This window comes from Paenibacillus sp. JNUCC-31 (assembly GCF_014844075.1).
Taxonomy (GTDB): domain Bacteria; phylum Bacillota; class Bacilli; order Paenibacillales; family Paenibacillaceae; genus Paenibacillus.
Genome location: NZ_CP062165.1, coordinates 5798517 through 5811271 on the forward strand (window position 1 = coordinate 5798517; position 12755 = coordinate 5811271).

At 46.3% G+C, this 12755-nt stretch carries 13 protein-coding genes and 1 pseudogene; 10 read left to right on the forward strand and 4 right to left on the reverse strand.

Annotation, left to right across the window (positions count from 1 at the left end):
* Nucleotides 1-56: 56 nt before the first annotated feature.
* From JNUCC31_RS25575 to JNUCC31_RS25595, 5 genes are all read left to right on the forward strand, one after another.
* Nucleotides 57-545 (forward strand): hypothetical protein, encoded by a 489-nt coding sequence (locus JNUCC31_RS25575; RefSeq protein ID WP_192265845.1) that lies wholly within the window; start codon nucleotides 57-59, stop codon nucleotides 543-545.
* Nucleotides 546-759: 214 nt separating this feature from the next.
* On the forward strand, nucleotides 760-1506 hold the full coding sequence (locus JNUCC31_RS25580; RefSeq protein WP_192265847.1) for a DeoR/GlpR family DNA-binding transcription regulator: 747 nt from the start codon (nucleotides 760-762) through the stop codon (nucleotides 1504-1506).
* A 2-nt stretch (nucleotides 1507-1508) separates the two neighbouring features.
* Nucleotides 1509-2420, forward strand: coding sequence for a 1-phosphofructokinase (pfkB, locus tag JNUCC31_RS25585; protein WP_192265849.1), 912 nt, complete (start codon nucleotides 1509-1511; stop codon nucleotides 2418-2420).
* A gap of 136 nt (nucleotides 2421-2556) precedes the next feature.
* Nucleotides 2557-4524, forward strand: coding sequence for a PTS fructose transporter subunit IIABC (locus JNUCC31_RS25590; RefSeq protein WP_192265851.1), 1968 nt, complete (start codon nucleotides 2557-2559; stop codon nucleotides 4522-4524).
* Between the two features lie 214 nt (nucleotides 4525-4738).
* Nucleotides 4739-5521 carry a class I SAM-dependent methyltransferase gene (locus JNUCC31_RS25595; RefSeq protein ID WP_192265854.1) on the forward strand — a complete coding sequence of 261 codons (783 nt, stop codon included), beginning with the start codon at nucleotides 4739-4741 and terminating at the stop codon, nucleotides 5519-5521.
* Between the two features lie 2 nt (nucleotides 5522-5523).
* Here JNUCC31_RS25595 and JNUCC31_RS25600 read toward each other — a convergent pair.
* The 3 genes and pseudogenes from JNUCC31_RS25600 to JNUCC31_RS25610 form a co-directional block, all read right to left on the reverse strand.
* A pseudogene (locus tag JNUCC31_RS25600) lies at nucleotides 5524-5769 on the reverse strand (glutathione-dependent formaldehyde dehydrogenase); the annotation flags it as partial.
* Nucleotides 5770-5783: 14 nt separating this feature from the next.
* Nucleotides 5784-6947: an oxalate decarboxylase family bicupin gene (locus JNUCC31_RS25605; protein WP_192265858.1), complete on the reverse strand. Its 1164-nt coding sequence runs from the start codon at nucleotides 6945-6947 to the stop codon at nucleotides 5784-5786.
* Nucleotides 6948-7057: 110 nt separating this feature from the next.
* Nucleotides 7058-7927: an SDR family NAD(P)-dependent oxidoreductase gene (locus JNUCC31_RS25610; RefSeq protein WP_192265859.1), complete on the reverse strand. Its 870-nt coding sequence runs from the start codon at nucleotides 7925-7927 to the stop codon at nucleotides 7058-7060.
* 205 nt (nucleotides 7928-8132) lie between these two features.
* On the opposite strand from JNUCC31_RS25610, the gene JNUCC31_RS25615 reads away from it, so the two are divergent.
* Nucleotides 8133-8567 carry a MerR family transcriptional regulator gene (locus JNUCC31_RS25615; protein ID WP_192265860.1) on the forward strand — a complete coding sequence of 145 codons (435 nt, stop codon included), beginning with the start codon at nucleotides 8133-8135 and terminating at the stop codon, nucleotides 8565-8567.
* Between the two features lie 64 nt (nucleotides 8568-8631).
* On the opposite strand, the gene JNUCC31_RS25620 is transcribed toward JNUCC31_RS25615, so the two are convergent.
* Nucleotides 8632-9564: an AraC family transcriptional regulator gene (locus JNUCC31_RS25620; RefSeq protein WP_228469246.1), complete on the reverse strand. Its 933-nt coding sequence runs from the start codon at nucleotides 9562-9564 to the stop codon at nucleotides 8632-8634.
* 165 nt (nucleotides 9565-9729) lie between these two features.
* Here JNUCC31_RS25620 and JNUCC31_RS25625 point away from each other — a divergent pair, with 165 nt between their 5' ends.
* The 4 genes from JNUCC31_RS25625 to JNUCC31_RS25640 all read left to right on the forward strand — a co-directional run bounded on the left by JNUCC31_RS25625 (nucleotide 9730) and on the right by JNUCC31_RS25640 (nucleotide 12611).
* A complete protein-coding gene (locus JNUCC31_RS25625) occupies nucleotides 9730-10005 on the forward strand; it encodes an Atu4866 domain-containing protein (RefSeq protein WP_192265861.1) in 276 nt (91 codons plus the stop codon).
* Nucleotides 10006-10030: 25 nt separating this feature from the next.
* Complete coding sequence (locus JNUCC31_RS25630; RefSeq protein WP_192265862.1) at nucleotides 10031-10768, forward strand: SDR family oxidoreductase; 738 nt, start codon at nucleotides 10031-10033, stop codon at nucleotides 10766-10768.
* Nucleotides 10769-10915: 147 nt separating this feature from the next.
* The gene (locus tag JNUCC31_RS25635) at nucleotides 10916-11818 is read left to right on the forward strand and encodes a LysR family transcriptional regulator (protein WP_062322223.1); all 903 of its coding nucleotides are present in this window, start codon (nucleotides 10916-10918) and stop codon (nucleotides 11816-11818) included.
* Between the two features lie 49 nt (nucleotides 11819-11867).
* Complete coding sequence (locus JNUCC31_RS25640; protein WP_192265863.1) at nucleotides 11868-12611, forward strand: spermidine synthase; 744 nt, start codon at nucleotides 11868-11870, stop codon at nucleotides 12609-12611.
* The last annotated feature ends 144 nt before the right edge of the window (nucleotides 12612-12755 follow it).

Consider the following 12755-nt stretch of genomic DNA (forward strand, 5'->3'; position numbering starts at 1 on the left):
TGCATAATGTTGTAAAATGTCGAATTATACAGTGTTAAGGCAGGCGATAGATTATTGTGAGAATCATGGATTATGAGGGGTTTAGAACTCATCTGAAGAAAGCATCACGTCAACGAAATGAACCTTTGATCAAAATTGTGGCTTTTCAGGAAAGGTATATGAAGATTGAAGAAATCCAATATTATGATGTAGAGCAGAACTACATGAGCATTCAGGCATGTAATACACTATGGATGAATCTTAAAAATAAATCTTTCCGCAATCTGGTGTCTCATGATTTGAAGTACTTTCAAACCATGGACAACCTTGGACGTCATTCATTGGAAAATCTAATCAGGGAACTGTATGACACGGCTGTTCCTATTTTTCTGGATTACGATCCAGACGACTATTATAATCTACAGCAATTGTCCGAGATTCTAGTAATGGATGAGAACAAGCTAATCGAACAATTGGAGATGGGACGTTTCAAGGGGGCGTTCATCAATGAAGAAGGAAATTGGATAAAACCTAAGCCGGATAAGGTTGAACTATTCTATAATTGAACGTATGAATGCTTGCCAAATAGCGAACGAATATTCATTCTGCAATGGTACGCCGAATAGGGCCGTTGCAGTTTTTTTCTTTAACTGATTGGTTAACGGAGTACCGTTAAAAGTCAGGTGTTGACTGTTTTTGGAGGTTTGTAAATTATTTTGAATGAAAATGATTGTTTTTTGTGGATTATGTGGTACTATAGAAGCAGTTGGAGGAATGAATATGCTGACTGAAGAACGATATGCTGCAATTATAGAGCGCTTACAACAAAGAGGGATTGTGAAACTGCAAGAGCTTGTCGATGTAATTGGAGCCTCTGAATCAACGATTAGACGTGATTTGATTGACCTGGAAAGTCGACAGATGTTAAAGCGTATACATGGTGGTGCTTCTCTGGTGAATGAAAAGACACCGGAACCAGGCATGGAAGAAAAAACGTTCAAAAACATTCAACAAAAAACGACCATTGCTCGTTTAGCAGCACAGGAGATCAACAATGGCGAATGTATCTATCTGGATGCGGGGACAACTACATTAGCGATGATTCCTTTTATTGAAGCTAGGGATGTTACAGTTGTGACGAATGGTCTTTCACACGTAGAGGCACTGGTGAGCAAACGAATACGCAGTTACTTGCTTGGCGGAATGATGAAAATTCACACCAAAGCAGTGATTGGCAGTATTGCATTACAGAACATGGATAATTTCCGTTTTGATAAATGTTTTATTGGAACCAACGGGGTGGATGCCGAAATGGGGTATACGACTCCTGATCCAGAGGAAGCCTTGATTAAAAGACGTGCACATCAATTGTCCGGGAAATCTTATGTACTGGCTGATTCCAGCAAGATTGGGGAAATAACTTTTGCCAAACTGTTTGACCTGGAGGAGGCGGACTTGATCACCGAGCATATGCCGGAACATTGGCGTTCTGTAATCACCCAGAAAACTAAAATAATTGAGGGATAACCATGATATATACCGTGACACTTAATCCTTCCATCGATTACATCGTGGAAGTGGATGATCTGAAGCTAGGTGAATTGAATCGCATGAACCGGGACCTGAAACTTCCCGGAGGAAAAGGAATTAACGTATCAAGAGTGCTTAATCAGTTGGGGGCAGATAACACTGCACTTGGGTTCCTGGGAGGATTTACGGGTCGTTTCATTAATGACAAGTTGCAGGAAGATCAGATCCAGACGGACTTTATTACCATTGCAGATGATACCCGCATTAACATCAAGCTGAAGCATGGAGACGAGACGGAGATTAACGGGCTGGGGCCAGCCATTCGTCCAGAGGAAGCTGAGCAGTTGCTAAACAAGCTGTCTTCATTGCAAAAAGGAGATATCGTCATTCTTTCCGGAAGTATACCGCCTTCGCTTGGAGCAGATTTCTACGATCGTCTCATTAACGTATGCAAGCGAACGAGTGCGGAATTTGTAATCGATACGACGGGACCTGCATTAATGGATGCTCTGGTATATGAACCGCTGCTGGTGAAGCCGAACCATCATGAACTGGCTGAGCTGTTCGGAGTAAGCATCGAGACACAGGAAGAACTGGTGACGTACGGTCGCAAGCTCTTGGAAGCGGGAGCCAAACATGTGCTGATTTCCATGGCTGGAGAAGGTGCGCTGTTGATTACCCAAACGGATGTGTATCACGCGAACGTACCAAAAGGCGTCGTGAAAAACTCCGTTGGTGCAGGAGACTCCATGATCGGCGGATTTGTTGGAACATTTGTATTGAACGAAGATTTGCTTGAAGCCTTCCGCACAGGAGTTGCTTCAGGGAGTGCGACAGCTTTCTCGGATGATCTGGCAACACGGGAGCTGATCGAAGGGCTGCGTACTCAAGTTACCATAACCAAAATATAGTTTCGTGCAAATGGATTTGAAGAAAGCCCCCTTTTTGGAAGAGGGGATGAATTAGATCGCAGATAACAGCGTAACAAGTCAATTATAATCCGGTCTGCATCATGCAGACCGACTGAACTTAAGGGAGTGTACCAAAATGAGAATAACAGACCTGATGATCCAGGATACGATGATCATGGACCTGCAAGCCACAACGAAAGAAGAGGCTATCGATGAACTCATTGCAAGTCTGAACCGAAGCGGACGCATAAATGACCCGGTGCTGTTTAAGGAAATGATCTACAAACGCGAAGCTGAATCAAGCACAGGAATTGGTGGCGGTATTGCCATGCCTCATGCGAAGACCACAGCCGTGAATGAACCTACAGTTGTATTTGCGAAGAGTAGAAAAGGACTTGATTTTGAAGCGCTAGATGATGAGCCGGCTCATATATTCTTTATGATTGCAGCGCCTGAAGGGGCTGCCAATACACATCTGCGCACGCTTGCGGCTCTTTCCAGGCTGTTGATTGATAGCGATTTCATATCTCAGCTGATGAGTACGGATACGCCGGCAGAAGTGACTGCATTATTTGATGCCAAACAGGCTGAGGAAGAAGAAAAGAAAGCAGCCAAAGAGAAAGCGGAAGCGGAGAAGGCGAGTAGTGCTTCCGGTAATACGAATGGTCAGAAACAGAATACATCAGGCGTTATTGTTGGCAATGCAGCATCAGAAGATTTTGTCGTTGCGGTTACTGCATGTCCAACAGGGATTGCTCACACATTTATGGCTGAAGACGCTCTCAAAAAGAAAGCGCAGGAAATGGGCATCAATATTCGAGTGGAGACCAATGGTTCGGAGGGAGCACAAAACGTTCTGACTGCTGATGAAATTGCTCGGGCCAAGGGAGTCATTATTGCCGCAGATAAAAATGTGGAAATGGCCCGTTTTGATGGCAAACCGGTTCTGCAAAGACCAGTCAGCGACGGTATCCGCAAATCCGAAGAGCTGATCCGCAAAGCGGTTAACGGAGATGCTCCCATCTATCGCAGCCAGGAGGGCGGCGGTGGCAAGGCCGAAGGGGAAAGCCAAGGCAAAATGAACATAGGCAGCAAAATTTATAAAGATTTGATGAACGGGATCTCCCACATGCTTCCATTTGTTGTGGGTGGCGGTATTTTGCTGGCGATCTCCTTCTTGTTTGAGCAGCTTGCTAGCCCCGATAATCCGATTGTTCAATTGTTGCAGACCATTGGTGGCGGAACCGGTGCGTTCCACTTCCTGATTCCTGTCCTTGCCGGATTTATCGCAATGAGTATTGGTGATCGTCCAGCACTGATGCCGGGTATGGTCGGTGGATTGATGGCCGTGAATTCGAACGCGGGTTTCCTTGGTGGTCTGGCAGCCGGTTTCCTGGCCGGTTATGTTGTTATCGGTCTGCGCAAACTGTTTAAAGGATTGCCTAAAGCCATTGATGGTTTGAAACCGATCCTGTTGTATCCTGTGTTCGGATTGCTTATCGTTGGTGCTATAAGTTTCTATGTCTTCGATCCAATCTTCGGTTCCCTGAACACATGGCTTGTGGATGCGCTTGGAAACCTGGGTACTGGAAATGCCGTGCTGCTTGGGTTGCTGCTTGGCGGTATGATGTCCATTGATATGGGTGGACCGTTTAACAAAGCGGCCTATACATTTGCGATTGGGGTATTCACATCCAGCGGTAACACAGATGGTGCTTGGATGGCAGCTGTTATGGCAGGCGGTATGGTTCCGCCACTGGCCATTGCGTTGGCTACGACGTTCTTCAAATCCAAATTTACGGAGCAAGAACGTAAATCAGGTTTGACGAATTACGTGCTCGGGTTTTCCTTTATCACCGAAGGTGCCATTCCATTCGCTGCAGCTGACCCGCTGCGTGTTCTGACTTCCTGTATTCTGGGTTCGGCTGTGGCTGGCGGATTGACTCAATTGTGGAGCATTAATGTACCAGCACCGCACGGTGGAATTTTCGTTGCAGCACTCGCCAATCACGCTTTGCTCTTCCTGCTTGCTGTAGCGATCGGTTCGGTAATCTCGGGTCTGGTTCTGGGCCTGTGGAAAAAATCACCTTCCCTCGTGAAATAAATTATGAATGTTTGATCCTGAGGATAATAAATCAGGCTAATCCACATCGCTTCCCCAATAAAGCAGGGCATCTTCTGAGTGAAATTCACTGAGAGGATGCCTTTTTTATTTTGCTTTATGCAGATCTGTGGTAGGATCAATACTATACTAATTAATGAAACTATGTTCCATTTAATGAAACTTAACCCACACTTCATTACAAGGAGGATGTAGAATGTCGGATGTGATTAAAGATGAGGTGCAGAAACAGTTTGCCAAAAATGCACAAAAATATGTAACGAGTGCCCGTCATGCCAAAGGAGAAGACCTAGCTTTGCTTGTCGCTTCGTCACAAGCAAGTCCGGATATGACCGTACTGGATATTGCCACTGGCGGGGGACATGTTGCCAATGCTCTGGCACCGCTGGTTAAGCAGGTGATAGCTTTGGATTTAACGGAGAAAATGCTGGAGGTGGCCGAACGCTTTATTCAGGGTAATGGGCATCTGAATGTAGAGTTTGTCGCGGGTGATGCGGAGAGGCTCCCGTTTAGTAACGATTCCTTTGACCTTGTTACTTGCCGGATTGCCGCACATCATTTTCCGGACGTACCATCTTTTATATCCGAAGCGCTGCGAGTAACGAAGCCGGGTGGCAGATTGTTGCTGATTGACAACGTGGCGCCTGAACGTGATGAGAATGACCGGTTTTACAACGAGATAGAGAAGCGTCGTGATGCAAGTCATGTTCGTGCATGGCGCAAATCAGAATGGATTCGAATGGTGGAGCTTACAGGATACCGGATCGAAGGGATGATTTCCTTCGAAAAACCGTTTTTGTTCGAAGATTGGTGTGAGCGGGCAGGGATGTCAGAGGAGGAGAAGAGAGCACTTGAGGCAAGCATGCTAAGCGAATCGAATGAGATCAAAACCTACTTTAAACTGGAAGAGAGCGGGCGTGGCAGAATTCTTCGTTTTGAGGGAGAGAGTATATTCATTCAGGCAGTAAAATCCAGATAACGCTCGGACAGGAACAATAGGGCTTTATCCTCCAGCTCACATGATTCGGGGATAACAAACGTCATGAAATTCCCATAAGGAACACGCAAAAATTCAGCCTGACTGCCCGGATAATTGCCATAATGTTCTGTAGAGCCGAAATAACCGCCAGTATAAATCTCCGGATTGCGGTTCGAGTTATCGCACTGGCTTTCCATCTCGTGATTGCAATAAAAGCACTCTCCGCAGGAGATGTTAAAAGGCAACACCGAGGTGCATACGATTAAACGACTGGCCATTTTTCTTTACGCAATGCATGAAGCAGTTCGGGAGAAGCATTCAGATTCTCGCGCACCAGATCTTCCGGGGTTAATGCCATCCATTGATTTAGAGAAATATCTTCAAAGCGGTCACTTCTGAAAATTTCCAAAAACCATAATGTGTCTGTGCCTGTATTCTCAATATAATGGCCCATGGCTACAGGTACGTATCCAACATCTCCCGCCCGATAGTCGAAAGTGCGCGCAATGCCGTTCCCTCCAAAAACCGTCATTCGTCCTTGACCAGTCAAATAGTATTGCCACTCATCCGCATTGGGGTGCCAGTGCAGCTCACGCATGCCTCCTGGTTTTATTTCCACCAGGGCTGCGGCAACCGTTGTAGAGATCGGGAAGTTGGTGGAGTCCACAATGCGCACACTTCCTCCTGGTGTAATGGTCGGTTTCTGGGCTAGTAATCGATGCTTGAAGGAGAGAGGCACCGTACCGTAGGGGGACTGGACTTCCTGACTTGCAAGGGAACCAGGGACTTGATCCTGAAACATGTAAACCTGTTCCGTTGGCATGGATTGGAATGCAGATTCGGGTATGCCAAAATTGACTGAAAGTACTTCCGGTGGTGTATGAGCGAACCAATCGGAAATGGACAACGTATTCAGATCGGAGAAAGACCCGTCATCAAATACAAGCAAGAACTCACATCCATCAGCAAGTCCCTGAATGGAATGGGGCAAACCTTTGGGGAAGAACCACAGATCACCCGTTCCTACATCTGCAATAAAATTGCGACCCTGCTGATCCACGGACGTAATACGTGCCGTACCCCAGATCATATACGCCCATTCGGATTGCTGATGCCAGTGCAGTTCACGCACGCCTCCTGGTGTAAGACTCATATTCACCCCAGCAAGTGTTGTGGCGATGGGCAGATCCCGCACTGTGATTTCGCGGGACCAACCTCCATGGTTCAACTGCATATGTGTATCGGAAAAAGACATTCTCAGATTGGGTAATAACCCGTTGTCGGTTACCGGAGGTACCAGCATATCTGGATTTTGTAAATCTCTCATCACGTCACGAGGGCCCAGATCGGGTCCGCCAGCACCGTCTTTTCGGATCGGTTGGGGAATAATTAACGGTTTGCCATTATTGGTGTTTTCATTTTTCATATGTAGACTCCTCCAATTCATCACTTCATCCTATAACTGAAGTCGATATAGAGAAGATTATGAACCAGAGCCTGACCATTATGAGGGACAGGAAAGACAAACGTGATCCTTCACAACGGGGCGACCTTGGAGTCAAGTTGCAAAAACTGCTGCTCATAGATCTCATGTACTCTGCGCAGAATGGCGGGTCCTTGCTCCGTAAAACGCAGGTCTGTGGCCTTATTTTTAATCAGGAATGTACCCGATTTAAAACGGGTTGGGGAAAACGCGGCTTTGTAAAGCAGAGAAGCCCCGTGACTTGGAGGCGGGAAGAACATTCTCATGACCGGCTTTATATAAAACGGCAGTCCAGATTGTTTATTGCCTCGGAGTGTGTTATTGCCCCCGGGATCCACACTCAGCAGTCGAATTCCTTCAGCTCCGGGGCCAGAAGCAACTTCGTATGTCCATAAGGAGAGTGCGAGCTTCGAAGTGGCATAGGGACCGAACAGCTTTTTGAACTTGGCTGGGTGTTCCAAGATGTCCAGATTAAACTGTTTGACCATATTCAACGCGCTCGTGGACGTGTTAATAACCGTTTTGAGGGTACCATTATGGAGAAGATCCTGTAGTTCCATATAAATGATATACGGCACCACAGTCTGTAATTCAAAGTGCATCTCATGCCCCTGATCCGACCACTGAAGATCGTAACCGCTGCCTCCGGCGTTATTAAATAATACATCGATGGCATCTGTTTCGGCCTTAATCTGATTCAAGGCTTTTCTCAGACTGCCATACTGGGTAAGATTAGCCTGGACCCAGCGGAGTTGACCGGAGCGCAGAGCGTTCTGAATACCATGATCCTCCTCTGGAAAAGCGGAACGGTTAAGACCGATGACTTGCCACCCTTCGGCTAACAAGGTGCGAGTTAGTTCAAGGCCAATTCCCGAGGTTGAACCTGTAATTAAGGCTGTACGAAGTGTATGATTTGAACGCATATAAATACCTCCTGGGTGAATGGATTGACAGAACCAATCTGTCTAATGCGCTCATTCTATAATTTGGAGTCGACTCCAAGTCAAGCGTACTGATGACGTAAATTTTTTTTAGTAAGAGGAGTATTTAAACCCATGACAATCTTGACTTGGAGCTGACTCCAAGTTGTAAGATAGAGATAAACGAAGGCAAAGGAGGCCGATGCGGATGAGTGATCATGTCATGTTCTCCATTAAAGAGACGTCAGAACAGGCCGGTCTATCGGAAGATACCATTCGTTATTATGAGAAGATTGGACTTCTCCCCCGGGCTGAACGAAAGCCTAATCGTCATCGGGTATACCGACCGGAGGATATCCAGACGATGAAGCTCATTACGTGTCTGAAAAAAACAGGCATGTCTCTGGATGAGATGAAGCCTTATCTGCAGATGTCGATGGATTCGGATCTGGATGATTTCCCGGATGAGCGTGAATTGCTGATCAACCATCGGAAGAAGATCGAAGCACAGATCGCATCTTTGCAACAGATTGTCGATTTTATCGATGAGAAGATGGAGAAACGAAGTATGTTTCCGGATGAATGTCCGATAATCGAAGAGAATCAGATGTCTGTTTTTGAAAAAAAGAACATGTTCTCCTGATCATTAGAGGAATGAGTTGAACTGAAAAACCCACGTCCATATGACGTGGGTTATTCGCTTCTAATCAGCATTCGATATGGAGTGTATGGCGAAGTCGTTTGATGTCACTTTTTGGGGGGAGACCATACATACGAGCATACTCCCGGCTGAATTGGGAGGGACTCTCATAGCCAACCTGGAATGCAGCATCGGCTGCATCGGTTGACCCTGCAAGCAGCAATCGTCTTGCTTCCTGCAATCGAATCTGTTTTTGATATTGCAATGGGCTCATGGCTGTAACCGCTTTGAAATGATGATGCAATGAAGAAGTACTCATGTTAATCATGGCAGCGAGCTGCTGGATACGAAGGGGGTGGGCATATTCCGATTGAATCACTTCAATGACCTGTGCGATGTGCTGTGCGTGACTGTTCTGAACGGCAAACTGCCGGATGGAATATCCGTGTTCATCCTGAATCATGCGATAAAGAATCTCACGAATCATGAGCGGAGCAAGTACAGGGATATCTTCGGGTGTATCCATGAGTCGAACCAATCGAATGACGGCCTCGAGAAGCGGAGGCTTGGTTGAACTTACAAACAATCCCCTTCGCGTTGAAGGTTCAGGTCTGATATGCGTGGAAGGAAGATTTTGAATCAGATCGAAAATCTGGCCTGAATTAAAATCAAGTCGCAGACATAGATAGGGCCGCTCTGCTGTTGCTTGTACAACCTGACCTGAAATAGGCAAGTTTATGGAAGCAACTAAATATTGGGAAGGGTCATAGGTATAGCTCTCCTGCCCAAGAATAACGAGCTTGGACCCCTGGGCAACAATGCAAAGTGCGGGTTCATGCACGGCATGAATGGGCTGGGAAACCTGGGAAGCACGAATAAATGCAAGCGAAGGAATCGCTGTGGGATAGGACCCCTCTTCAGGGGTAAAACGCTCGATCAACCGGGCCAATTCCTGCTGCTGCTGAATAATGGTTAGGTCCGGTTCCATTTTTGAAAGCATGGATACAGATCCTCCTTTCATCGTACTGGTGTAACCATTTTAGAATGTGTTGGACAAATAGGCAAGAATACTGTGGGTTTATTCTATCGTATAGAGACAGATCCCCTACATAATGAGGGTAAGCCATTGAATCATATGGACAACAGAAAGGAGCTTGGTGGATATATGGAACGGAATATAACAGATGGCAGACAAGGGGGGCAGCACCCTTATGTAGGAATGTGGGTGACGAAGGATGGGTACATCAGGCATGAGCTTCTCCCTGACGGTCGATATGATGAAGCGCGGGGGAAAAGGCAAAGTGCATATCAAGGTCACTATGTAGTCGATGGAGACCATATTGAATATGTGGATGATACGGGCTTTACAGCAGATGGTGATTTTAAGGACGGCGTTCTGTACCATGCAGGCATGGTGTTGCACAGAGTGAATACACGTTAAAAAAACAAGAAGGAGCGAATGTAACATGTCTAACGTAAAAGGAAAAGTAGTTATGATTACCGGAGCAAGCAGCGGAATTGGGGAGGCAACTGCCCGTGTGTTGGCAGAGCAGGGTGCACATGTTGTCATTGGCGCAAGACGTCTGAAGCGTCTGGAAGCACTGGCGACCGATATTCGCTCGGAGGGTGGTTCGGTCGAGTATCAATCGCTTGATGTTACAGAACTGGAAGAGATGAAAGCGATCGTGGAGTTAGCGCTTACTCGTTTTGGACGTCTGGACGTTATTTTAAATAATGCCGGAGTTATGCCGCTTTCTCCCCTAGATTCATTAAAAGTGGATGAGTGGAACCGGATGATTGATGTTAACATTCGTGGTGTTCTTCACGGCATTGCAGCTGGGTTACCCGTCATGAAAAAGCAGGGGTTCGGTCAGTTTATTAATATCGCCTCCATTGGAGCTTACGCTGTGTCACCCACCGCAGCGGTATATTGTGCAACAAAATACGCAGTCCGTGCGATCTCGGAGGGTCTGCGGCAAGAAGTAGGCGGTGACATTCGTGTAACCCTCGTATCTCCTGGTGTGACTGAATCGGAACTGGCCGAATCCATCACTGATGATGAAGCACGCGAGCTAATGAAAGATTATCGAAGCCTATCCATCCCGGCTTCGGCTATTGCCCAAAGTATCTTGTATGCTATCAGCCAGCCAGCCGAGGTGGATGTAAATGAAATCGTAGTGCGACCGACGGCAAGCATGGCTTAGATCTGGGTAATAGACTTAGATGATGTTCCCAATCATTTATTCGGGTTGGGTTTCTTTTTGTATTCTGAAATGGAACTCGCCCAGGTTGCAATATGGTATAGTAATGATCAAAGTAGTGTAGTGCACCAGAGAGAGGGGAATCATGCTTTGACACTGCAACAGTTAAAATATGTGATTGAGGTCGCCACCCGTGGCTCGATGAATGAGGCAGCCAAACGGCTGTTTATTTCCCAGCCCAGTCTGTCGAATGCCATCCGGGACCTGGAGCAGGAACTGCGTATTACTATTTTTGAGCGTACGAATAAAGGAATTACCTTGTCCAAGGAAGGCGTCGAATTTCTGAGTTATGCGCGTCAGGTGGTGGAACAGGCGGAATTGCTGGAGAACCGTTACTTGAATGCGAAGCCGTCCCCACAGCATTTCTCCGTCTCCACACAGCACTATGCTTTTGCCGTGAATGCCTTTGTGAAGCTTGTGCAGCAATATGGACAGGATGAGTATGAACTGGCCTTGCGGGAAACGAAGACGTATGAGATTATCCAAGATGTAAAAAGTCTGCGCAGTGAGATCGGCATTCTTTATCTGAACGAATTTAATGCCAAGGTTATTAATAAGCTGCTCAAGGATGCGGGTCTGGTGTTTAACAGTTTGTTTATCGCCAAGCCGCATATCTTCATTAGTGTGCAAAATCCACTCGCGAAGCAGGAGTCGGTTGCCATTGAACAGCTTCAGGATTATCCGTACCTCTCCTTTGACCAGGGAGAATATAACTCCTTTCATTTTTCCGAGGAGATTCTCAGCACACTTTCTCATCCCAAAAGCATACAGGTTAATGACCGGGCAACGCTGTTTAATCTGCTGATCGGTTTGAACGGATATACCATCTCCACAGGTGTGCTTAGTGCTGACCTGAATGGGAACGAGATTATCCCTGTCCCGCTGGAGTGTGAGGAGTCCATTAATGTCGGCTGGATCAGCCATAAAAATGCTTCGCTTTCCAATCTGGGCATGGAGTATATTGAGGCCCTGCAAGAGGCCATTCAATCATAAATGGATCAAATATATCATTTTGCGTAAAAGTACGAAGGGAGAACAGTTATTGCGAGTTTTATACCGAAATAAAAGTGAGCAGCATGAATTGACGATATATGACACATCCAGGCTTTATGGGGAAAAGGGCCGATTTCGCGTATTGGAGTTCTCAAACGCGGCTGTTCAGGGAGCAATGGATCTGGACGAACCCTCCCGCATGGTGCTGGAGTATCCGAGAGCGATGGTTCACCTGATGGAACGAAATCATCCCGATTATGAATCGGTTTTTGTGATAGGACACGGCATTGGAACTTTATCGACTTACCTGTCTAACCGTCAATTAAAAGTCGCCGAACTCGATGCGGAAGTCGTTGAACTGAGCCGAACTTTTTTTGGATATAGTGGAGGTGAGGTACTGATTGGTGACGGTCGTGAACGATTGCAGCTGGAAGCCCTTGGATCATACGATTATATCATTGTGGATGCTTTTACGGCTACGGGGACACCTTCACAGTTTACATCCAGTACCTTTTTTGCGATGGTGAAAGAAAGGCTGCGGGCTGGTGGAGCGGTACTGTTAAATGTATTCGGGCGTGCGGGCAACGACAGACTTGTGAATGCCATTCACACCACGTTACAGGAGCAATTCACGTACACACGTTCATTCGCTCTGCCCACCGCAACCGAAGCTGTGGATGAGGTCCAGAATCGTATCCTTGTCGGGAGTGACAGGCCTGTTTTAGCTCAAATGAGTCATATGGCAGGTTTTGTAGAACAGCAGCCTGAAGTAGGGTATGTCATTGTGGATTAGTTGAAACTGATTTTTAAAGTGCGATTTGGATACCGTTCAAAAAAAAGTACCATTCCATGTGAGAAATTGTCATCAAATCGTCAATCTTCCGATTTATTTTTCTTAACTTCATAAACTATTTATTTCTTCTTAACAAATTTCGTA